Here is a 21,101-nt window from a genome sequence, read left to right on the forward strand (position 1 = left end):
CCGGGAACCTGGCGACGCTGGGACCAGTATGGAGACACGGAGGAGGTCCAATATGTCGAACCGAACCTTTTGTCCCCCAACGGTCGCCGGGCGGGCGTTCGCCGCGATCACGGCGGCGGCGCTGGTGGCCGGGTGCACCCCCGGAACGGCGGCGCGCGGAGGAGGGGAGGAGAGTGGCACACCGTCCCCGCCGGCCAGTTCCCTTCCCCAGAAGGAGCCTGCGGCGCCCCGCACGCTCGTGGAGGGGCTGACCGTGCCGTGGGCGATCGCGTTCCTGCCCGGTGGCGACGCGCTGGTGACCGAGCGCGACTCCGCGCGCCTGCTGCGGGTGACCCCGGCAGGGAAGACCAGCCTGGTGGGGGTCGTCGAGGGCGTGTCCCCGAGCGGGGAGGGCGGCCTGCTCGGCATCGCGGTCTCCCCCAGGTTCACCCAGGATCACCGCGTCTTCGTGTACTTCACGGCGGCGAGCGAGAACCGCATCGTGCGCTACCGCTACGACGGCGGCCTGAAGGACCCTGAGACGATCCTCAGCGGCATCCCCAAGGGGGGCATCCACAACGGCGGGCGGCTCGCGTTCGGCCCCGACGGCTACCTGTACGCCTCGACGGGCGAGACCGGTGACCGTCCCCTCGCCCAGGCCCTCGGCTCGCTGGGCGGCAAGATCCTGCGCATGACCGCCGACGGGAAGGCCGCCCCCGGCAACCCGTTCCAGAACGTGATCTGGAGCTACGGCCACCGCAACGTCCAGGGCATGGCCTGGGACCCCTCCGGCCGCATGTACGCCTCGGAGTTCGGCCAGAACACCTACGACGAGGTCAACCTGATCAAGAAGGGCAAGAACTACGGCTGGCCCGCGGTGGAGGGCTTCGGCGGCCAGAAGCAGTACGTCGACCCCCTGCTGACCTGGTCCACCGACGAGTCGTCCCCGTCCGGCATGGCCTACGCGGGCGGGTCGCTGTGGGTGGCGGCGCTGCGCGGGATGCGGCTGTGGCAGATCCCGCTGTCCGCCTCCGGCCAGGTGGGCAAGCCCGTCCCCCGGTACGAGGGCGAGTACGGCCGGCTGCGGGCGGTCGCGGCGGCGCCGGACGGCAACCTGTACGTGTCCACCAGCAACAAGGACGGCCGTGGCTCCCCCAAGAAGGGCGACGACCGCATCCTTGTCATCCCCATGAGCTGACCCGCGGGTCACCCGGGCAGCGGCTCCACGATGGTGGCCCCGGTCGAACGCCCGCGCCCCGGCGCACCGCTCGGCGGGGCCGGCCGCGCCTGCACGCAGGTCACCTTCGCCTGCGGCTCGTACACCGTGGTCTCGGGCCGGTCGCGCTTGAAGACCTCGCCGTCCTTGTAGAAGACCCGGGTGACCGTGACAGTGAAACCCGGCCCGCCCTCCATCGGCAGGCATCCGGGGTTGCTCTCTGACCGGCTCTCCGGCTGGGTCGGGTCGGTCCGGTCAGAGGTGTCGGCGTCGATCCGGTCGTACTTCTTCGTGCTCCACAGGGTCACGGTCACGGAGGTGCTGCTGTACGACGTCTTGACCAGCACGCCGTACTCCGTGTCGTTCCTCCATCGCAGGTCGGTGTCGGGATAGGACACCGCCGCGTCGCGCCCGGGGGGATAGCGCGAGACGTAGAAGGCGTGCGCGGTGTGCTCGACTTCCTCCAGACCGGCGGTGAACGTCGCGTTGTACATGGTGGTCGCGAGCTGGGAGATCCCGCCGCCCGGGGCGATGACCAGGCGGTCGTCGTCGATCGACTGCGCCGGGACGAACCCGCGGGCGGCCTCCGGCTTCCCGACCGCCTCGTTCAGCGAGAACGTCTCCCCCGGCTTCACCAGCCGGCCGTCCACGAGGTCGGCCGCCCTGTGGATGTTGGTGACCCTGGCGGCGCAGCACGGGAAGTACGTGGTGAAGGAGCCGACCGGCTCCTTCACGCCGAGCTTCATGGCGGCCTCGTCCGTGAGGAGAGGCTGGGTGATGGCGAGGGACACCGGGATCGTACGGCTTCCGCCCCCCGTGACCACGTTGGCCACCGTGGCGGCGAGCTTGGCGGCGTCGACGCCCTTGCCCGTGCGGGCGTGCACGAGCTTCGGCGCGCCGTTCTCGATGACGAAGCCCGCCTCGCGCGCGGTCTCCGCGACGCCGACGAGCTTGGTCTCCAGGCCCGCCACGGCCTTCCAGGCGTCGAAGCGGGGCCGCACCACCCCGCGCTGGTCGGCCGCGAAGCTCAGGTGGGCGGCGATGTCCGGCCCGGAGAGGCGCACCCGCCTGCCGCCGTTCTCCAGGATGATCGGCGCCGACACCGCCCGGCGCGCCACCTCGAGGCTGTTGTCGAACGCGGCCTTGTCCGCCCTGGTCCGCACGGGGATCACCGGAAGCGACACCGACGCGGGGGCGTTCACGAAGGCCCGCTTGATCGCCTCGCCCGTGGCCCGCTGGTCGAGGACGACGCCCTGCCTGGGCGGGACGACCTGCGGGGTGGTGCCCTTGTAGACGATCGCGCCCTCGCGGGCGGGCCGGTCGACGTCCTTGGCGATCTTGCGTACGCGCTGGTAGAGCTTGGTGGAGTTCAGCGAGATCCGGAGCGGCAGATCGCGATCTCCCGTGAGCGACCGCCAGACGGCCAAAGGGCTGGGGAACCCGGTCTTCGCGTCGGCGACCGTGGCCTGCACGTCGATCGTCAGCCCCGCGTCTCGCGGGTCGAGCACCCCCACCCGCCTGCCGTCCAGCACCAGGCCGACGGCCTCCTGGTCGTTACCGTCGAACCGCTGGTGGACGCGGTCGATCGCCTCGGTCTCCGTGAGGTTCCCGATGCTCACGTCCGCGACGTGCGTGCCGGGCAGGACCCTGCCCCACATGTACGTGGCGGGGATCGCGTAGGCGAGCAGGAAGAGGAACGCGACCCCGCCCGTGAGGAGCAGGAGGAGGCGTAACCTGCTCCGGGCCTCGGGCGGCTCGGGAGCGATGACGACCGAGGGCTCCGGCGCCGGATCGTCACCGCTCCGGCGCACCCGGGCGCTTGCGGTCATGGGCCACGGTTCGGCCGGGGGGGCGGGAGGGGGAAGGGTCACCGACTGGCCGGACTGCCCGCCGCCGATCCCGGACGGCGGGGTCGACGCGAAGATCTCGGGCGACACGCCGGGGGGCAAAGGTGAGACGCCTCGGGGAAGCTTCTTGCTCCCGCCCGTGGGGCGTGCGGGGGTGCTGTCCTTCGAATACTGGCGGTCGACGGGCAATGCGACGGGCGAGTCCGGACGCACCGCCGCGAACGGGTCAGGCGGCGGGTCGATGGACGCTCCGGCGTTCCGCACGCCCTCGTCTCCTCCCGCTCCGTACCGATTCCCCCGCATCACCCTAAACCAACACCACTCGCAAATTCCTCAACATCTCTGGATGAATCCAGTCCCACGTATGGAGAACTCGCGCTCGCGACACGTACTAAGTACCAGGGCCTCCGACAGCACGACGGGCCCCGCGAACGCTCGCGGGGCCCGTGCCTGATCGTGTGAGCCGGGGTGTTACTCGGAGACGCCGAGCTTCTCCAGGATCAGCTCGCGGGCACGGCCGGCGTCGGCCTTGCCACGGCTGGCCTTCATCACGCCGCCGACCAGCGCGCCCACCGCGGCGATCTTGCCGGAGCGCACCTTGTCGGCCGCGTCGGCGTTCGAGGAGAGCACCTGGTCGATGATCGAGGACAGCTCGCCCTCGTCGCTGACGATGCGCAGCCCCCGCGCCTCGACGACCTCGTCGGGGGAGCCCTCCCCCGCGAGCACGCCTTCGAGCACCTGGCGGGCCAGCTTGTCGTTCAGCGCCCCGGACGCCACCAGCTCGACGACCCGGACGATCTGCGCGGGCGTGATCGGCAGGTCGGCGAGGGAGGTGCCGGCCTCGTTGGCACGCCGCGCCAGCTCGCCCATCCACCACTTGCGCGCGTCGGCCGCGGGCACACCTGCCGTGACCGTCGCCTCGACCAGGCCGATGGCGTCGGCGTTGTGCATCGCCGCCATGTCGAGGTCGGAGACGCCCCACTCGGCCTGGAGCCGCCTGCGCCGCACGGTCGGCAGCTCGGGCAGCTCGGACCGCAGCTCCTCGACCCACTCGGGGGCCGGGGCGATCGGCAGCAGGTCGGGCTCGGGGAAGTAGCGGTAGTCCTGCGCCTCCTCCTTGGAGCGGCCGGGCGTGGTGGCGCCGGTGTCCTCGTGGAAGTGGCGGGTCTCCTGGATGATCCGGCCGCCGTCGGCGAGGACCGCCGCCTGCCGCTCGATCTCGCCGCGCACCGCCCGCTCGACGCTTCGCAGGGAGTTAACGTTCTTGGTCTCGGTGCGGGTGCCCCACACGCTCGACCCGCGGGGCATCAGCGAGACGTTGACGTCGCACCGCATGGAGCCTTCCTCCATGCGCACGTCGGACACGCCCAGAGTGCGCATGACCTCGCGCAGCTCAGTGACGTACGCCTTCGCGACCTCGGGGGCGAGGCGGCCGGTGCCCTCGACGGGCTTGGTGACGATCTCGACCAGCGGGATGCCCGCCCGGTTGTAGTCGACGATCGAGTAGTCGGCGCCCTGGATGCGGCCCGTGGCACCGCCCACGTGCGTGGACTTGCCGGTGTCCTCCTCCAGGTGGACGCGCTCGATCTCGACCCTGACCGTCTCGCCGCCGACCTCGACGTCGAGGTAGCCGTTGACGCACAGCGGCTCGTCGTACTGGCTGATCTGGTAGTTCTTCGGCATGTCCGGATAGAAGTAGTTCTTCCGGGCGAAGCGGCACCACTCGGCGATGGTGCAGTTCAGCGCCAGGCCGATGCGGATGGTCGACTCGATGGCCTTGTCGTTCGCCACCGGCAGCGCGCCGGGTAGCGCGAGGCAGACCGGGCAGACGTGGGTGTTCGCCGGGGCGCCGAACGTGGTCGGGCACCCGCAGAACATCTTGGACGTCGTGCCCAGCTCGACGTGGGTCTCCAGGCCGATCACCGGCGCGAAACGCTCAAGCGCCTCGTCGTACGGCATGACGGTCGCCGTTTCAACCATGCTGGTAACCCAATCCTTCCAGAGCTTCGATCATGTCATTCCACCATTGCCGGAAGGCAGGCACCTTCCTCATTTCGCCGATGTCGGCGGTCTCGGCCACCGACACGAAGAAGCCGCGAAGCACGCCATGCCTGCCGGGATTCATCCCGGCCTCGTCCTGCAGCAGCCTCTCCAGGACCGCTTTGGGATCACGGCAGGACTCCACGGCCGGACCTGAGACGAGATTGGCCGGCAGTCTCTGCAGATCCAGCACCTTGACCAGGGCCCCGTGGTCGGCGAGCAGCCACGCCTCGGTCTCGCGCACCGGCACGACCGCCACGAGGGGTTCTGTGAACGTGCTGTCCTCCCAAGTCTTCCGCATCCTTCGGATCACCTCATCCGACTTAGCGGCCGGAGCCCCATCGTGGTGGTAGAGCACCACGTCGAAGGTGCCGCGCTCCCGCTCCAGGGACTTCAGCACGGGATCGGGATGCTGGTTGCCCGCCTCTGGCAGACTCCTGACCTCCTGGACCTCCCGGCAGCCGGGGAAACGCTCGACGACCATGACCTCAAGCGCCCGGCGCAGCAAGATCGGCAGGTACCAGTCGTCCGAGGGGCCTTCCCTGACGAGCACACAGCTCAGACTCCGCATCAGACCGGTTCCTCCACACCGGCCCGGAACCTGTTCAGCTCCGAATCGGTGACCCGAGGCCACCGCTCGCCCTCGACCTGGACGGGGCCGTCGCCCTCTCTGAGCCATCTGACACGGCTCACCCTGCTGGCTTTCCCGCCTTCGAGAACGGTTGTCATGTCGAGGAACGCGATGTTCGCGTCTGGCACCGCGTCGAGCACCACAGGCGAATGGCTGGTGAAGATCGCCTGGCGATACGGGCGCGGAGCGCCTTGCTCATCAAATTCCGGAAGCTCAGTCACATCGGTGACCAGGCCATGGGCAAGGCCGAGCAACTGCCGCAGGCGCTCAGGGAAGACACCGTTCTCCGGCTCCTCGATCGCCATGAGCCCCTGGTCGTGCAAGACCGCAAGGATGGCCAGCATGCGCAGCGTTCCATCAGAGGCGAACTCGGCCCCGATCCCTTGCTCGTACGGTGAGGAGAACTCCAGCCGAACATCCCTGCGATGCTCGTCTTCGACGATCGCGAAATCGCTGACCTCCCTCACGAGGCCGACGAGGTGCATTTTTATCTCGCCGAGCACACCTAGCGGCCGCGTCCTCGACTTTGTCTCCCTGGCCAGGTACCGGAGGTAATTGGGCAGGCTGCTCCCGTTCGGGCTGAGGAACCGATTGCCGCCCAGATCGCTGGGCCGGCGAAGAGCACCCGCCTCCAGATGCAGCGACCGCACCGTCTTCAGCTCAAGCCTTACCTGGGAGACGATGAGGCGATCGGGAGGGTCGGCCTCCACTGAAGTAGGCCTGTCAGTCCTCAGATGCAACCCGTTCAATCCAGGCCGTTCGCCAGCGGGCCCCCAAAGCATGTCGATGGCGTGTTCGCTGTGGTGTCCGACCAGTCCGGCATCGAACCACTCCGGTGTCATGCCGACCCGGCCGAGCCACCGATCGTTCTGAGGCAACAGCGCCACGATTCGCTGCGCCTCTACGACGATTCCCTCAAGGGCGTGTTCGGGCTCGGCCCAGGAGAGATCCACTTCATAGCGCCAGCGATTGGGCACGTGCGGTGGAAAACCTCCCAGAAGAAACTCCAGAGCGAAGCTCATCCGGTCGACCCTGGTGCCGTCGCCGCGTCTGCGGAACAGACCCCGGGCGTCGCCGCGAACCATCTCCACCGCGTCGTCCAATCCGTGGGTGGCAGCCCTGGAGACGAAGGTGAGAGCGTCCAGCAGGTTGGACTTGCCGCTGGCGTTGGTGCCGATGAGCACGAGGAACGGCGGCAGGTCGAGCGCGAAGCTCTCGAACGACTTGAAGCCGTCGATCTCGATGCGGGTGATCATGCCGCCGTTCCTCCTCTCTAGAGCGTCGGCGCCTGGGACAGCAGGCTGCCGCCCCAGCGGTCCTCGAAGGCCTTCTCCATGGCGGCGCCCACTCGGTAGCAGCGCTCGTCGCCGAGGACCGGGGCCATGATCTGGAAGCCGACCGGGAGGCCGTCCTCCTCGGCGAGACCGCACGGCACGGAGATGGCGGCGTTGCCCGCCAGGTTGGCGGGGATCGTGCACAGGTCGGCGAGATACATCGCCATGGGGTCGTCGGCACGCTCGCCGATCGGGAACGCGGTGGTGGGCGTGGTCGGCGAGACCAGGACGTCCACCTGGTGGAAGGCGGCATCGAAGTCACGCGAGATCAGCGTGCGGACCTTCTGCGCCGAGCCGTAGTAGGCGTCGTAGTAGCCGCTCGACAGGGCGTAGGTGCCGATCATGATGCGCCGCTTGACCTCGGAGCCGAAGCCTTCTGCCCTGGTCAGCGCCATGACCTCCTCGGCGCTGCGGGTGCCGTCGTCGCCGGCGCGCAACCCGTAGCGCATGCCGTCGAACCTGGCCAGGTTGGACGAGGCCTCGGACGGGGCGATGAGGTAGTAGGCGGGGAGCGCGTAGGTGAAGCTCGGGCAGGAGACCTCGACGACCTTGGCGCCCAGGGACTCCAGCAGGTCGACGGCCTCATGGAACCGGGCGAGCACACCGGGCTGGTAGCCCTCTCCCCCGAACTCCTTGACCACGCCGACCCGCAGCCCCGCGACGTCGCCGCGGCGCGCGGCCTCGGCGACCGGCGGCACCTCGGCGTGGATCGAGGTGGTGTCCATCACGTCGTGGCCGGAGAAGGCCTCGTGCAGCAGCGCCGCGTCCAGCACGTTGCGGGCGAACGGGCCCGGCGTGTCGAGCGAGGAGGCGAAGGCGATCACGCCGTAGCGCGAGGAGCCGCCGTAGGTGGGCTTCATCCCGACGATGCCGGTGACGGCGGCGGGCTGGCGGATAGAGCCGCCCGTGTCGGTGCCGGTGGACAGCGGGGCCTGGTAGGAGGCCACGGCGGCGCTCGAACCGCCCGAGGAGCCCCCGGGGATGCGGCCGAGGTCCCACGGGTTGCGGGTCGGGCCGTAGGCGGAGTTCTCCGTCGAGGAGCCCATCGCGAACTCGTCGAGGTTGGTCTTGCCGAGGATCACCAGGCCGGCCTCGCGCAGGCGCGCGGTCACCGTCGCGTCGTAGGGCGGGCGGTAGCCTTCGAGGATCTTCGACCCGGCCGTGGTCGGCATGTCCGTGGTCGTGAAGACGTCCTTGTGCGCGATAGGCACGCCCGCGAGCGGGCCGAGCTCCTCGCCGGCGGCGCGCCTGGCGTCCACCGCGCGGGCCTGTTCGAGCGCCGACTCGGCGGCCACGTGCAGGAAGGCGTTGACCTTGGGATCGACCTCGGCGATGCGGTCGAGGTGCGCCTGGGTCACCTCGACGGCGGAGACCTCGCCGGAGGCCACCAGGGCGCCCAGCTCGGCGGCGGTCTTGCGGGTGAGGCTCATGCCTCCTCCCCGAGGATGCGCGGGACGCGGAAACGGTCGTCCTCGACGGCCGGGGCGGCCGCCAGGGCCTGCTGCGGGGTCAGGCTGGGCCGTGCCTCGTCGGGACGGTAGACGTTGGTCAGCTGCAGGGCGTGGGAGGACGGCGGCACGTCGTCGGTGGCGACCTCGGCGACGCGCGCCACCGCGCCGATGATGACATCGAGCTGCGCGGCGTAGTGGTCGAGCTCGGTGTCGGCCAGCGCCAGCCGGGACAACCGGGCGAGGTGAGCGACCTCGTCGCGGGTTATGGCGGACATGAGTCGTTAACCCGTTTCATGGATGGCAATTGGACAGTGCCATCCTAGGGCTGGTGACCGAACGTGGCCGAACCATTAACCTCTAGAGGGTCGTGACCTCGGCCGACCCGCACCTGCCGTACGAGGGCGCGCTGAGCCGCTCGCGGAGCCAGGCGGTGGTCTCTGAGGCGGACATCGGCTCGGCGAACCGCCAGCCCTGCCCGGAGTCGCAGCCCATGTCGCGGAGGCGCTGGGCCACCTCCTCGGTCTCCACGCCCTCGGCCACCGACCGCAGCCCGAGCGAGCGCACCAGGTCGACGATCGAGCGGACGATGCGCTCGTCGTCCACCGACTTCCCGAGCCGCTGGACGAACGACCCGTCGATCTTGACCTCGCACACCGGGAGCCGCTGGAGGCGGACCAGCGAGGAGTAGCCGGTGCCGAAGTCGTCGAGCGCGAGCGGGATCCCGAGCGCGACCAGGGCGTGCAAGGAATCGGAGGTGTAGGCCTGGTCGGTCATCAGGATGCGCTCGGTCACCTCCAGCTGGATCGCCTCGGCGGGAAGCCGAAGGCGGTCGAGCCCCGCCTCCAGCTGGTCGGGGAGCGCCGAGTCGAGCAGGTCGCGTGCCGACACGTTGACCGAGACCGGCACCTTGAGCCCGGAGTGCCACCAGTGGGCCGACTGCTCCAGCGCGGCGTCGATCACGTGCTGGGTGATCTGGCGCATGAGGTACGACTGCTCGGCGAGCGGGATGAAGTCGGCCGGGGAGACCGGCCCCCGGTCGGGATGCCACCACCGCAGCAGCGCCTCGACTCCCTGCACCGCGCCCGAGGAGAGGCTGACCTTAGGCTGGTAGTACAGCTCCAGCTCACTCCCGCCGACGGCCCTGCGCAGGTCACCGAGGAGGTTGAGCCGCTCGGGCGAGTTGCGGTCCTTCTCCGCGAGGTAGACCTCGACCCCGGTGCGGCCCTCCTTGGCGAAGTACATCGCGACGTCGGACCGCTGGAGGAGCAGCTCGAAGTCGGGCGCGTGGTCGGGGTACAGCGCGATGCCGATCGAGGCGTCCAGGTCGAAGGTCATGCCCTCCAGCCGTACGGGCTCGGTGAGCGCGGCCCTCAGCCGGGCGGCCACCTCGCGGGCGGCGACGGCGTCGCGGACGGTCGGCAGGAGCACGGCGAACTCGTCGCCCCCGAGCCTCGCCACGACGTCGCCCGGCCGCACGCTGTGGGTGAGCCGGTGCGCGACGATCTGCAGCAGCCGGTCGCCCACGGGGTGGCCGAGGGTGTCGTTGACCTCCTTGAACCGGTCGAGGTCGAGCAGGAGCAGGCCCACCCGTACGTCCTCGCGCGCCTCGGCCAGCGCCTCCTCCGTACGAAGGATCAGCAGCTTGCGGTTGGGCAGGGAGGTCAGCCCGTCGTGCATGGCCTGGTGGTCGCGGCGCACCGACAGCGAGGCGGTGAGGTACATCGTGGCGAGCGGGGCCACGAACAGGGGGACCAGGGCGGCCGAGTGGCTCATGACCACCACGACCGGCGGGGCCAGCCCGAGGAGCGCGGCGTACACGAGGCTCTGGTGGCCGATCGTCGTGCGGATCACCCGGAACAGCGGCCGGCGCTCGTGCAGCGCCACGGCCCCGCAGACCAGGACACCGCGCACCACGAAGTAGGCCACGGCCGCGAGCCCGACCGCGATCATGTCGGTGCCTTCAGGCACCCAGGGCGTGGCCGGATGGGGGTGGTGCCCGAAGACGGCGAGCACCACCGCCGCCGCCGTGGAGGCCAGGGAAACCTGCGCGACGTTGAACAGCGTGCGATGCCAGGCCCTGTGGTGCGACAGGCCGCTCACGATCAGCGCCATCGAGTGGATCAGCACCGCCACGGACAGGCCGTGGTAGATCAGAACCGCGAAGGTGAACAGCGTCGAGGTCGCCGTGCCCCCGGCCAGGCGCGAGGTGGAGACCACGATCGGCCGCAGCTCTCCGAGCACGACCAGAACCACGAGCACCCAGAACAGCGGGACGCGCGTCAGGGCGGCCAGTTCGCTGAAACCGAGCCGGATCTCGGCGACGAGCAGCGCCGCGAGCCCGGTGACGACGACCCCGGTCAGGTAGGTCCAGAGCGGGGAGAAGGGCCGGGGTGCGGTGTCGCGCGTGTCGGATGGGTCCGTCATAGGCAAGTAAACCCCCAAGAGGTCACTATGGGAGGGTACGACCTCTGGGCCACTTCGCGAAACCGGTTGGGCACGTTCCGTCACCGGCAATTTCGGCGTTACAGCTCTTCCTCTTCGTGACGAGCAGCGATCACGGATGACAAATATTACGGGAAATATCCGTCAAGGGCCGGAAAGGTCGGTCTAGGCCGGTGTCTCCTCGGCGGAGACCTCCGCGGATACCTCGGCGGGCGTCTCCTCGGGCTCGGCGGGGATGACGGCCTCCGGGCCGTGGTCGAGCAGGGTGCGGAAACCCGCTTCGCCGAGGATGGGGACGCCGAGTTTCAGCGCCTTGTCATACTTCGAGCCCGCGTTCTCACCGGCGACCACGAAGGCGGTCTTCTTGGAGACCGAGCCGGTGACCTTGCCGCCGCGGCTCTGGATGGCCTCTCCGGCCTCGTCTCTCGTGAAGCCCTCAAGCGTGCCGGTGACCACCAGGGTGAGCCCGGCGAGGGTCTGCGGGCCCTGCCCGGTGGGCGGCTCGTCCTCCATGCGCACCCCGGCCAGGCGCCAGCGCTCGACGATCTCGCGGTGCCAGTCCTCGGCGTACCACTCGTGGATGGACGCGGCGATGGTCGGCCCCACCCCCTCGACGACGGCCAGTTCATCGACCGAGGAGCCGAAGATGCGATCGAGGGACAGGAACGACGAGGCCAGGGCCTGCGCCGCCGTCGGCCCGACGTGCCGGATCGACAGGGCCACCAGCACCCGCCAGAGCGGCCGCGACTTGGCCCGCTCGAGCTCCTCCATCATGTGCTCGGCGTTCTTGCTCGGCTCGCCGCTCATGTTGGCGAAGAACGTGACGACCTTCGGCTCGCCGGTCTCAGGATCGGTCTTGGGCAGGCCGGTGTCCTGGTCGCGCACGACCGACTTGATCGGCAGCAGCCGGTCGATCGTCAGGTCGAACAGGTCGGCCTCGGTGCGCACCGGAGGCTCCTGCGGGGGCAGCGGAGCGGTCAGCGCGGTGGCCGCCACGTAGCCGAGGCCCTCGATGTCGAAGGCCCCGCGGCCCGCGGCGAAGAAGATGCGCTCACGCAGCTGCGCCGGGCAGGAGCGGGCGTTGGGGCAGCGGATGTCGACGTCCGCCTCCTTCATGCGCCGCAGCTCGGTGCCGCACTCGGGGCAGTGGGTCGGCATGACGAACTCGCGCTCGCTGCCATCGCGCAGGGTGGCCACCGGGCCGACGATCTCGGGGATCACGTCGCCGGCCTTGCGCAGCACCACGGTGTCGCCGATGAGGACGCCCTTGCGCGCGACCTCCGAGGCGTTGTGGAGGGTCGCCCGCTCCACGGTGGACCCGGCGACGACGACGGGGTCCATCACGCCGTACGGGGTCACGCGGCCCGTGCGGCCGACGCCGACCTGGATGTCGAGGAGCTTGGTGTTGACCTCCTCCGGCGGGTACTTGAACGCGATGGCCCACCGGGGCGCGCGGGAGGTCGAGCCGAGCTGCCGCTGCAGCTCTATCCGGTCGAGCTTCACCACGACGCCGTCGATCTCGTACGCGGTGTCGTGGCGGTGCTGCCGGTAGTGCTCGATGAACTCGTCGATCTCCGTGAGGCTCCCGACGACCCTGTACAGGTCGCTGACCGGCAGCCCGAACTCCTTCAGCCGCTCGTAGACGCCCGACTGCGTCGCCGGGAGCGGGGAGCCGTCCCAGGTGCCGACGCCGTGCGCGATCATGCCGAGCGCGCGCTGGGCGGTGATGCGCGGGTCCTTCTGGCGCAGGGACCCCGCCGCCGAGTTGCGGGGGTTGGCGAACGGGGCCTTGCCCGCCGCCACGAGCTGCTCGTTGAGCTTCTCGAAGCCCTCGACCGAGAGGTAGACCTCGCCCCTGACCTCCAGCAGGTCGGGAACGTCGTCACCGGTGAGCCGGTGGGGGATGTTCGCGATCGTGCGCACGTTCGCGGTCACGTCGTCGCCCACGCGCCCGTCGCCCCGCGTGGCTCCCCTGACCAGCCTGCCCTTCTCGTACACCAGGGCGATCGCCAGGCCGTCGATCTTCAGCTCGCAGAGGTACGGCCCGGGGTCGGCCTCGACGAGCCGCTCGGCGCGGGCCTGCCAGCCCGCGAGGTCGGCGTCGTTGAAGGCGTTGTCGAGGCTTTCGAGCCGCCGGAGGTGCTGCACGGGCGTGAAGTCGGTGGAGATCGGCGCGCCGACCTTCTGCGTCGGCGAGTCGGGCGTCCGCAGGGCCGGATGCGCCTCCTCCAGCTCGCGCAGCTCGCGCATCCACGCGTCGTACTCACCATCGCTCACCGTGGGCGCGTCGAGCACGTAATAGCGCCAGTTGGCGTCGTCGGCCAGCTCCGCCAGCTCGGCGTGGCGCTCCAGTGCGCCCACCGGCACGCCCTCCACCTCGGCAGCCATGCCGTCTCCCCTCGTCAGTCGAACCCAAGGAGAACGCTACGGCCAGCGAGGAGTGCTCGCGCCTCCGCAAATGCGGTCTACCTGGGGAATCGTTACTTCCACCATGCCATCCACCACCGACACTTCTGTACGGAAGGGACCGCCGCCGTCAACACGGCCGTACCGCTCTCGTGGGCGGAAGGGGGCTCAGCCGCCCTGGGACCAGACGCCTTCCCACTGGGAGCACTTGCCGGTGACCTTCTTGGAGGTGCCCCGGCAGACCTTGGCCGTGGAGCTCAGCATGTACCCGGCGTTCACGCGGAACGACAGGGTCCGCGACCCCGAGCAGTTCTTGAAGGTGGCGGTGCGGTACTTCCCCTTGTCCGTCAGCCACTTGATCTTCAGCCACGAGCACGTGCGCGCGCCGCCCGCGTCGTACAGGTCCCCGGTGATCCGCAGCCCGGAGCTCGTCGTACGGATCTTGCCGCCCGCCCACCCCTTGAAGTCGGACGAGGCGGTGGGTCCCCAGGACCATGACTCGGCGGCGGACGCCCGGCTCGTGGTGGAAGCGTCCGCCGAGGCGGACACGGCGGCGGGCAGGCCGAGGCCCAGAGCGGCGGCGGCGGTGAGCCCGAGCAGTACGCGAAGACCGCTGTGCATGACTTTCTCTCCTGAACATGTGGTGGGTTACCATTTCAAGAGATAGACGAGCGTCCTTGCAGGGGACTTGAGATGACTTGCACGCGATCGTCCCCCGCTAGCGGTCGCGATCGTCCCTGCCGCGGTCATCGGGGTCGTCCCGCAGCACGCGCGCCGCGTCCCGGCACCGGGCGAGCGCGGCCCGCGCGTACGCGGGAGAGGCTCCGGCGAGCCCGCACGACGGGGTGAGCACGATCTGCTCGGCGAGCCGCGAGGGATCGAAGCCGAGCCTGCGCCACAGGTCGACGGCGGGCTTGGCGATCACGTCGACGTCCCCCAGCCTCGTGTCGGTGCCAGGGACGACGCCGAGGAACAACGCCGTGCCCGCCTCGATCGCCTCGCCGAGGCGGTCCTCGTCCCGGCGCCGCAACAGCCGCGCGTCCAGCGAGATGCCGCCGGGCCCGGCCGTACGGAGCACCTCGAAGGGCAGGTCGGGCGCGCAGCAGTGCACGATCGTGAAGGTGTCCGCGGGCAGCACGGCGCGGAGCCGCTCGGCGGCGGTCGGGACCTCGACGGCGGCGAGCCGCCCGAACCCCGAGGCGGTCGGCACGGTGCCGGCGAGCACCCCCGGCAGGCCCGGCTCGTCCACCTGCACGACGATCCGCGCGCCCGGGATCCGCCCGCGCACCGCCGCGATGTGCGCGGCGAGGCCCTCGGCCAGCGAGTCGGTCAGGTCGCGCACCGCTCCGGGGTCGGCGAGCGTCTTGTCGCCGTAGCGCAGCTCGATGGCGCCCGCGAGGGTCCACGGCCCGCACACCTGGATCTTGAACGGCCCCGCGTACCCCTGAGTGATCTCCTCAAGGGCGTCCAGGTCGCGGTTCAGGTGGTCCCTCGCGCGGCGGACGTCGCGCCCCGGGCGGTCGGTGAAGCGCCAGCCGGACGGCTGCACCTCCACCGGCAGCTCGACGAGCAGCGACGCGGTGCGCCCGACCATGTCCGCGCCCACTCCCCGATCAGGCAGCTCCGGGAGGTACGGCAGGTCGGGAAGCTCCCCGAACACCATGCGCAGCGTCTCCACATGGTCATCACCGGGGTGGGAACCCACCCCGGTGGCACTCGCCGCGTTCCACGGAAACTCGCTCACAATGCGCAAGCTTAGAAGCGCTTCGGCCGCGGGCGGCACGGGATACCCGGCGGAGCGGCCCAGCCCGCTGCAAGCCGGTTCCAAGAACCCCCTCCTATCTCTGGTCGTTGCCGGCGACCTCGACCCCGACCACGGGCGGCACCGGCACCAGTCACGACGACGAGAGGAAGACACGTGAGCCGCCGTATGCGCATCGTGCGGCAGAACATGCTGACCGACTGCGGCCCCGCCTGGCCGCCGCTCCAGGCCCTCCGGTCCTCTGGCGGATGAGGCAGGGCCATGATGGAGAGATGAAGCTCACCAAACACGGCCACGCGTGCGTGCGCCTGGAGAAGGACGGGTCCACCCTCATCATCGACCCGGGTGGTCTCACCGAGGAGTCCGCGCTCGACGGGGCGGACGCCGTCCTCATCACCCACGAACACTTCGACCATCTGGAGGTCAAGCGCCTCGCCGCCCTGGGTCCCGACGTGCCGATCTGGACCTGCGCGGCCGTCGCCAAGCAGCTCGAGGGCCTGAGCGTCAAGGTCGGCGTCATCGGGGACGGCGACTCGTTCACGGCGGCGGGCTTCGAGGTGGGGGTGATAGGCAGGGACCACGCGGTGATCGCCTTCGACGTGCCCGTCGTGCAGAACGTCGGCTTCCTGGTCGACGGCGAGGTGTTCCACCCGGGAGACGCGTTCACCGTACCGGGACAGCCCGTGGGCACCCTGCTCACGCCGACCAGCGGCCCGTGGATGAAGACCCCCGAGATGGTCGACTACCTGCTGGAGGTGGCGCCCGAGCGCGCCTACTCCATCCACGACGGCCTCTACAACGACATCGGGCTGATGCTGGTCGACGGCATCCTGGACCGCCGGGGCAAGGCTCAGGGAGGCGACTTCCGCCGCCTGAAGACGGGCGAGAGCGTGGTCCTCGGCGGTTGACCCGAGGTCAGGAGGACGAGGCGATGGTGGCGGAGCCGAGGACGGTGTCCCCGCTGTAGAGGACGGCCGCCTGGCCCGCCGCGACCCCGGTGGCAGGGGTGTCCAGCTCGATGTGGACCACGCCGCCGGACAACTGGGCGCGGCAGCCGTACACCTCGCCGTGGGCCCGGAGCTGCACGTTGCACGCCAGCGGCTCGTGCGGCTCGCCGGCGGGGCCGTTCCAGACCGGGCGCTCGGCCACGACGGAGCTGACCGCCAGGGACGAGCGCGGGCCGACCGTGACCGTGTTGGACACCGGCTCGATCGACAGCACGTAGCGCGGGCGGCCGTCGGAGGTCGGGCGGTCGATGTGCAGGCCCTTGCGCTGGCCGATGGTGAAGCCGAAGGCCCCGGCGTGGGTGCCGACGACGGCGCCGGCCTCGTCGACGATCGGGCCGTGCTCGGCGCCCAGCCGCTCGGCCAGGAAGCCGCGGGTGTCGCCGTCGGCGATGAAGCAGATGTCGTGGCTGTCGGGCTTGTCGGCCACCGCGAGGCCACGGGCGGCGGCCTCCTCGCGGACCTCGGCCTTGGTGGAGCCGCCCAGCGGGAAGATCGCGTGGGAGAGCTGCTCGCGGGTGAGGACCCCGAGGACGTACGACTGGTCCTTGCCGGGGTCGACGCTCCTGCGCAGCACGCCGCCTTCGAGCCGGGCGTGGTGGCCGGTCGCCACCGCGTCGAAGCCGAGCGCCAGCGCCCGGTCGAGCACCGCCTCGAACTTGATCTTCTCGTTGCAGCGCAGGCACGGGTTGGGGGTGCGGCCGGCGGCGTACTCGTTGACGAAGTCCTCGACGACGTCGCGGTGGAACCGCTCGGCCATGTCCCAGATGTAGAACGGGATGCCGATCACGTCGGCGGCACGCCGGGCGTCCCTGGAGTCCTCCAGGGTGCAGCAGCCCCGCGCGCCGGTGCGGTAGGACTGCGGGTTGGAGGAGAGCGCGAGATGGACGCCCGTGACGTCATGGCCGGCCTCGGCGATGCGGGCGGCCGCCACCGCGGAGTCGACGCCGCCGGACATGGCGGCAAGCACACGAAGACTCATAACACTGTCGAGGTTACCCCGCCCGGCGGTGCCGCCGGGCGGCCGGGAGATCCCTGCCCGCCGGGCACCGGCTCGCGTTGGCACAGGCGCCGGACACCTGGGAGGATCGAGTGCCATGCGACTGTTCGGGCGGAGAAACGAGCCGGGTGAGCCGGCCCAGGTGATCGCGGGCTTCTGGGCGTGGTGGGCCGAGGCGCGGCCGAGGATCGACGCCCTGCTGGAGTCGGGCGACGCCACAGGGCTGGCCGAGGAGCTGGCCCCGGCCGTCGCCGCCCTCGATCCGGGGCTGCTGTGGGACATCGCGCCCGGTGGCACGGCGCGGCAGGCCCTGGTCGTCTCGGCGGCGGGCGATCCCGAGCTCAGGCCGCTGGCCCACCGCTGGGCGCTGGCCGCGCCGCCGGTCGACGCGGTGTGGGAGTTCCACCCGTCCCGGCAGGCCAACCCGGGCGCCATCGAGCTGACCCTGGACGTGGGCGGGCGGGAGTTCGCGCTCGACAAGCTGGTGCTCGGGCTGCGGGTGCCCAAGGGGACGCCCCGCATCGACGTCACCGCCTATCACCCGATATTTCCCGACCTGGTGGATGAGACCCGCACCGAGGCGGCCGTGCTCGCCCTCGACTGGCTGCTCGGGGAGGACGAGGTGGCCCGCTGGGTGGGTGACATCGTCGCCGCCACCTTCCAGCCCCTCGACGCCGTCCCCGCCGTCCACCTTCCCGCCGTCGTGGCCGACCTCGCCTCCGAGTACCCACAGGACCAGTGGGCCCTCATGGAGGGCCAGACGTCAGGCGGAGCGCGCCTCATCGCCACCGCGCGTTATCCCCTGCGCCCGGTCGACCACCCCCTGTTCGACCAGCACATCGCGATCACGCTTCCTTACGCGGAGGCCGGCGACGACGGCCTGCCCGCCGGGGGGTCGGCAGCCGCGCTCCGCGAGTTCGAGGAGCGGCTGGCCGATCGCATCGACCGGCTCGGCGGCACCGCCGTGCTCGCCGTCCACGTCAGCTCGGAAGGCACCCGCGTGCTGCACGTCTACGCCGACCCGTCGAGCGACGCGGCGACGCGGGTCGGGGAGCTGGCCGCGAGCTGGAAGGAAGGATCGCCCGGCGTCGAGGTGGCCGCCGACCCCGGCTGGATCGCCATCTCCCCCTTCCTGAGCTGACCAGCTGGAGCCGCGCGGCCGGTGTCGGACAGGTGATTCCCGGTCGCGGGCGTCGGCGAGTCGGTTAGCCTGCCAGCGTGATGGCTGTGGAATGGGCATCTGAACGTGCCGAGCGGCAGCTTCGCGAGAGCCTGCCGCGGCGGTGGGAGCACACGAAGGGCATCGCGCTCCGTGCGGGCCAACTCGGGCCGCTGGCGGGCGACTCAGCAGGTGTTCTGCAGGCCGCCGCCTATCTGCATGACATCGGATACTCGCCGTCCCTCGTTCGGACGGAATTTCATCCTTTGGACGGCGCTCGGTATCTGCGGACGCTGGACGTAGATGACCGCGTCACACGGCTCGTGGCCAACCATTCCATCGCACTCCTGGAGGCTGAGGAACGCGGCCTGCGCGCCGAGCTGGCCAGCGAGTTTCCTCTGGTGGAGGATCCGTTTCTCGCGACGCGTTGGTGTTCTGCGACATGACCACCACGCCGAGCGGTCTTCCGACCACGCCGGAGTCACGGCTTCTGGAGATCACCGACCGCTACGGTGCCGAGAGCGTGGTCGGCCGTTTCATCCGCCGTGCCGAACCCCAGATTCAGGCGAGCGTCGCGCGGATCCGGGCGGCGGCCGATTCCGCCGGTCTGGCGCTGTGAGCGGCTACCCGAGGTAGGGGTAGATACCGGCCAGGTAATGGCCGATCTGCTCGTGCATGCTCGGGTGGATGTCGGGTTCGTCCAGGGAGTCCGGATTGACCCAGCGGACACCGTCGGCCTCTTCGTTGATCGTGGGCTTGCCGCCAACCGGACGGCCGATGTACACGGCTTCGTACTGCTGGCGGATCTCTCCATCGGTGTAGGCGACGATGTGGTTCGGGTTGGAATAGACGCCGAGAACCCCGTGACCTCGGCGGGAATCCCCGTCTCCTCCTCGCATTCTCGAACCGCGCAAGCCGCCGGCGTCTCGCCTATGTCCTGAGCACCCCCCGGGAGGGCCCATTGGCCGGTGTCCCGGCGCCGCTGCAAGCGGATTTCGCCGTCGCCGTTCACCACGAGCAGGTTGCTCGCCGGGATCAACGTGTTCGCCTTGGGCGCCTTGGGGTCGTAATAGTGCTCAGTCCTGCCCACCGTGCTGCTCCTGACTGTCGGGCGTCCATGGTCGGGCGGTCTTCCAGACCGCCTCGAAGCTCTCCTCATACCGATCGAACCACTCGGAACCCCTTGTGCGCCGCAGTTGGAGTAGCGGGTTCGCGCTGGCCGGTTGGCCCCAGATGCGGGTTGACGAGTAGCTGCTGGTCGTAGCGGAACATCGAGGTGTACAGGGTGGTGTCGTGAAGCCGCACCTCGCAGCGGGGATGCCCGATGAGGGATCGGTAGTAGATCAGCGAGGCCCGAATCTTGGCGGCCAGGGTGTCACCGATCCCTTCTTCCTCGCCTCTGATGCGGACGGCTTCCCCGTCGAGGTCCCCAAGCGCGATTCCCCAACCCGACCGAGGCGAGCTGTCTGCCTACTGTGACGGTGTGCCGCTCATCGTGCTCTGGGACGTCGACCACACGCTGATTGAGAACTCCGGCGTCAGCAAGGAGATCTATGCCGCGGCTTTCGCGAAGCCCAGCGGCCGGGCGGCCGTTGAGCCGGTCCGCACGGAGGGCCGTACCGACCGGCTGATCCTCGCGGACCTGTTCCGCAGACACGGGCTTCCGGAGCCGCACTGGGAGCTCATCGCAGAAGCCCTGGAGACCAGCGGCGCCGAGCGCGAGGGAGCGCTGGCGCTGAGGGGCTGGGCGCTCCCCGGCGCGCGCGAAGCCCTAACGGCCATCGCGGCCGAGCCGAGCATGGTCTCGTAGGTGCTGACCGGGAACATCGAGGCGAACGCGCGCGTGAAGCTGCGCGCGTTCGGCCTGGATACGCTGGTCGATCTGGAGTGCGGGGCCTATGGCGGCCACTCGGAGGACCGGGCGGCACTCGTAGGGGTCGCGCATTTCGATGAGAGTGTCACTCGCGTGAGCGGCAAGAACCATTGGCTGCACGTCGCCGCGACCGCCACGCTGACCGCTTACCACATCGACGAGCACGGCCGCGGCGCCGAATCGATCACCGCGTTCGGCATCCCGCCCCGCTTCACCGGGGTCGCGATCCATGACGCCTACCGTCCCTATCAGGCCTTCGACGCCTGCACGCACGCCTTGTGCAACGCGCACATCGTGCGTGAGGCCACCGGGATCGGCGAGTTCGATCCGACCGCGCGAGCCGATGGATGGGCCGAGGCGCTGGTGTCGCTGCTCGGTGACGGCTACCGGTGGGTGGCCGCCCGGCGCACCAACGGGCACGACCGGCTCCCTGATTTCAAGCTCGACGATCTGTCGCGCCGCTATGACGAGCTGGTCGAACGCGCGCTGGCCGCGCATCCACCCCGTGGCTCGGGCAAACAGAGCCCGGCCCGGAACCTGGCCCTGCGGCTACGCGACCGCAAGAGTGAGGTGCTGCGGTTCGCCGCAGACTTCACCGTCACGTTCTCAAACAACGTCGCCGAGCAGTCCATCCGCATGATCAAGGCGAAGACCAAGGTCAGCGGCGGCTTCCGCACGCTCAAAGGCGCTCAGACCTTCCTGACCATCCGCGGCTACATCTCCACCGTCCGCAAGAACGGCCTGCGCGCTGCCCATGCCCTTCATGACGCGCTACTCGCCAACCCCTGGATACCCGCACTCACGCCGTGACCTGAATAGTCACGGGCCGATTTGGCTGGATAAAACCCCGTCCAATACCTACGGGACCCACTAGCAGGGGAGATGTATCCCCTTTGATCGATTTGTCGGATTTGTGCATAGCTACTTCGGATGGTTTTTCAAGATCGGTTTGCTCTG

General features: G+C 70.0%; 19 protein-coding genes and 1 pseudogene. 7 read left to right on the plus strand and 13 right to left on the minus strand.

Annotated features, from left to right (window positions below):
• The first annotated feature begins 52 nt into the window (after positions 1–52).
• The gene (locus AB0O34_RS01960) at positions 53–1,177 is read left to right on the plus strand and encodes a PQQ-dependent sugar dehydrogenase (RefSeq protein ID WP_363911542.1); all 1,125 of its coding nucleotides are present in this window, start codon (positions 53–55) and stop codon (positions 1,175–1,177) included.
• Positions 1,178–1,185: 8 nt separating this feature from the next.
• Here AB0O34_RS01960 and AB0O34_RS01965 read toward each other — a convergent pair whose 3' ends face one another.
• The 10 genes from AB0O34_RS01965 to AB0O34_RS02010 form a co-directional block, all read right to left on the minus strand.
• Positions 1,186–3,306: a VanW family protein gene (locus AB0O34_RS01965; protein ID WP_363911544.1), complete on the minus strand. Its 2,121-nt coding sequence runs from the start codon at positions 3,304–3,306 to the stop codon at positions 1,186–1,188.
• A 207-nt stretch (positions 3,307–3,513) separates the two neighbouring features.
• Entirely contained in the window at positions 3,514–5,022 is a 1,509-nt protein-coding gene (gene gatB / locus AB0O34_RS01970) for an Asp-tRNA(Asn)/Glu-tRNA(Gln) amidotransferase subunit GatB (RefSeq protein ID WP_363911546.1), read from the minus strand.
• Entirely contained in the window at positions 5,015–5,653 is a 639-nt protein-coding gene (locus AB0O34_RS01975; RefSeq protein WP_363911548.1) for a DUF4276 family protein, read from the minus strand. Before AB0O34_RS01975 ends, gatB begins: the two co-directional genes overlap by 8 nt.
• Positions 5,653–6,969, minus strand: a complete 1,317-nt coding sequence (locus AB0O34_RS01980; RefSeq protein ID WP_363911550.1) for an AAA family ATPase — start codon at positions 6,967–6,969, stop codon at positions 5,653–5,655. Before AB0O34_RS01980 ends, AB0O34_RS01975 begins: the two co-directional genes overlap by 1 nt.
• Before the next feature lie 17 nt (positions 6,970–6,986).
• The gene (gene gatA / locus AB0O34_RS01985) at positions 6,987–8,477 is read right to left on the minus strand and encodes an Asp-tRNA(Asn)/Glu-tRNA(Gln) amidotransferase subunit GatA (protein ID WP_363911552.1); all 1,491 of its coding nucleotides are present in this window, start codon (positions 8,475–8,477) and stop codon (positions 6,987–6,989) included.
• On the minus strand, positions 8,474–8,773 hold the full coding sequence (gatC, locus tag AB0O34_RS01990; protein ID WP_363911554.1) for an Asp-tRNA(Asn)/Glu-tRNA(Gln) amidotransferase subunit GatC: 300 nt from the start codon (positions 8,771–8,773) through the stop codon (positions 8,474–8,476). Before gatC ends, gatA begins: the two co-directional genes overlap by 4 nt.
• A gap of 82 nt (positions 8,774–8,855) precedes the next feature.
• Positions 8,856–10,922 carry an EAL domain-containing protein gene (locus AB0O34_RS01995; protein WP_363911556.1) on the minus strand — a complete coding sequence of 689 codons (2,067 nt, stop codon included), beginning with the start codon at positions 10,920–10,922 and terminating at the stop codon, positions 8,856–8,858.
• 183 nt (positions 10,923–11,105) lie between these two features.
• The gene (gene ligA / locus AB0O34_RS02000; protein ID WP_363911558.1) at positions 11,106–13,328 is read right to left on the minus strand and encodes an NAD-dependent DNA ligase LigA; all 2,223 of its coding nucleotides are present in this window, start codon (positions 13,326–13,328) and stop codon (positions 11,106–11,108) included.
• Positions 13,329–13,514: 186 nt separating this feature from the next.
• Positions 13,515–13,967: a hypothetical protein gene (locus AB0O34_RS02005; protein WP_363911560.1), complete on the minus strand. Its 453-nt coding sequence runs from the start codon at positions 13,965–13,967 to the stop codon at positions 13,515–13,517.
• 97 nt (positions 13,968–14,064) lie between these two features.
• Positions 14,065–15,090 carry a methionine synthase gene (locus tag AB0O34_RS02010; RefSeq protein WP_363911562.1) on the minus strand — a complete coding sequence of 342 codons (1,026 nt, stop codon included), beginning with the start codon at positions 15,088–15,090 and terminating at the stop codon, positions 14,065–14,067.
• Between the two features lie 290 nt (positions 15,091–15,380).
• Between AB0O34_RS02010 and AB0O34_RS02015 the strand changes: the two genes are divergently transcribed.
• Positions 15,381–16,016: an MBL fold metallo-hydrolase gene (locus tag AB0O34_RS02015; RefSeq protein ID WP_363911564.1), complete on the plus strand. Its 636-nt coding sequence runs from the start codon at positions 15,381–15,383 to the stop codon at positions 16,014–16,016.
• A 7-nt stretch (positions 16,017–16,023) separates the two neighbouring features.
• Here the strand turns inward: AB0O34_RS02015 and mnmA are convergent, their stop codons facing one another.
• The gene (gene mnmA, locus AB0O34_RS02020; RefSeq protein ID WP_363911566.1) at positions 16,024–17,094 is read right to left on the minus strand and encodes a tRNA 2-thiouridine(34) synthase MnmA; all 1,071 of its coding nucleotides are present in this window, start codon (positions 17,092–17,094) and stop codon (positions 16,024–16,026) included.
• A gap of 115 nt (positions 17,095–17,209) precedes the next feature.
• On the opposite strand from mnmA, the gene AB0O34_RS02025 reads away from it, so the two are divergent.
• The 3 genes from AB0O34_RS02025 (at position 17,210) to AB0O34_RS02035 (ending at position 18,890) form a co-directional block, all read left to right on the plus strand.
• Complete coding sequence (locus AB0O34_RS02025) at positions 17,210–18,253, plus strand: DUF695 domain-containing protein (RefSeq protein WP_363911568.1); 1,044 nt, start codon at positions 17,210–17,212, stop codon at positions 18,251–18,253.
• Positions 18,254–18,333: 80 nt separating this feature from the next.
• On the plus strand, positions 18,334–18,717 hold the full coding sequence (locus AB0O34_RS02030; RefSeq protein ID WP_363911597.1) for an HD domain-containing protein: 384 nt from the start codon (positions 18,334–18,336) through the stop codon (positions 18,715–18,717).
• Complete coding sequence (locus AB0O34_RS02035; protein WP_363911599.1) at positions 18,714–18,890, plus strand: hypothetical protein; 177 nt, start codon at positions 18,714–18,716, stop codon at positions 18,888–18,890. Before AB0O34_RS02030 ends, AB0O34_RS02035 begins: the two co-directional genes overlap by 4 nt.
• A gap of 4 nt (positions 18,891–18,894) precedes the next feature.
• Here the strand turns inward: AB0O34_RS02035 and AB0O34_RS02040 are convergent, their stop codons facing one another.
• Positions 18,895–19,170, minus strand: a complete 276-nt coding sequence (locus AB0O34_RS02040; protein ID WP_363911601.1) for a hypothetical protein — start codon at positions 19,168–19,170, stop codon at positions 18,895–18,897.
• A pseudogene (locus AB0O34_RS02045) lies at positions 19,161–19,430 on the minus strand (NUDIX domain-containing protein); the annotation flags it as partial. The pseudogene AB0O34_RS02045 and the gene AB0O34_RS02040, both read right to left, overlap by 10 nt.
• A 324-nt stretch (positions 19,431–19,754) precedes the next feature.
• Between AB0O34_RS02045 and AB0O34_RS02050 the strand changes: the two are divergent.
• Together AB0O34_RS02050 and AB0O34_RS02055 are read left to right on the plus strand one after the other, a co-directional pair.
• Positions 19,755–20,081, plus strand: coding sequence for a hypothetical protein (locus tag AB0O34_RS02050; RefSeq protein WP_363911570.1), 327 nt, complete (start codon positions 19,755–19,757; stop codon positions 20,079–20,081).
• Positions 20,082–20,954, plus strand: coding sequence for a transposase (locus tag AB0O34_RS02055; protein ID WP_363911572.1), 873 nt, complete (start codon positions 20,082–20,084; stop codon positions 20,952–20,954). It abuts the gene before it with no gap.
• Positions 20,955–21,101 lie beyond the last annotated feature (147 nt).

Source organism: Sphaerisporangium sp. NPDC088356 (assembly GCF_040685555.1).
Lineage (GTDB): Bacteria > Actinomycetota > Actinomycetes > Streptosporangiales > Streptosporangiaceae > Sphaerisporangium.

Coding starts and splice junctions, on each gene's coding strand:
- AB0O34_RS01960 (WP_363911542.1), top strand. CDS start 53: ATGTCGAACCGAACCTTTTGTCCCCCAACGGTCGCCGGGCGGGCGTTC.
- gatB (WP_363911546.1), bottom strand. CDS start 5,022: ATGGTTGAAACGGCGACCGTCATGCCGTACGACGAGGCGCTTGAGCGT.
- AB0O34_RS01975 (WP_363911548.1), bottom strand. CDS start 5,653: ATGCGGAGTCTGAGCTGTGTGCTCGTCAGGGAAGGCCCCTCGGACGAC.
- AB0O34_RS01980 (WP_363911550.1), bottom strand. CDS start 6,969: ATGATCACCCGCATCGAGATCGACGGCTTCAAGTCGTTCGAGAGCTTC.
- gatA (WP_363911552.1), bottom strand. CDS start 8,477: ATGAGCCTCACCCGCAAGACCGCCGCCGAGCTGGGCGCCCTGGTGGCC.
- gatC (WP_363911554.1), bottom strand. CDS start 8,773: ATGTCCGCCATAACCCGCGACGAGGTCGCTCACCTCGCCCGGTTGTCC.
- AB0O34_RS01995 (WP_363911556.1), bottom strand. CDS start 10,922: ATGACGGACCCATCCGACACGCGCGACACCGCACCCCGGCCCTTCTCC.
- ligA (WP_363911558.1), bottom strand. CDS start 13,328: ATGGCTGCCGAGGTGGAGGGCGTGCCGGTGGGCGCACTGGAGCGCCAC.
- AB0O34_RS02005 (WP_363911560.1), bottom strand. CDS start 13,967: ATGCACAGCGGTCTTCGCGTACTGCTCGGGCTCACCGCCGCCGCCGCT.
- AB0O34_RS02015 (WP_363911564.1), top strand. CDS start 15,381: ATGAAGCTCACCAAACACGGCCACGCGTGCGTGCGCCTGGAGAAGGAC.
- mnmA (WP_363911566.1), bottom strand. CDS start 17,094: ATGAGTCTTCGTGTGCTTGCCGCCATGTCCGGCGGCGTCGACTCCGCG.
- AB0O34_RS02025 (WP_363911568.1), top strand. CDS start 17,210: ATGCGACTGTTCGGGCGGAGAAACGAGCCGGGTGAGCCGGCCCAGGTG.
- AB0O34_RS02030 (WP_363911597.1), top strand. CDS start 18,334: ATGGCTGTGGAATGGGCATCTGAACGTGCCGAGCGGCAGCTTCGCGAG.
- AB0O34_RS02035 (WP_363911599.1), top strand. CDS start 18,714: ATGACCACCACGCCGAGCGGTCTTCCGACCACGCCGGAGTCACGGCTT.
- AB0O34_RS02040 (WP_363911601.1), bottom strand. CDS start 19,170: ATGCGAGGAGGAGACGGGGATTCCCGCCGAGGTCACGGGGTTCTCGGC.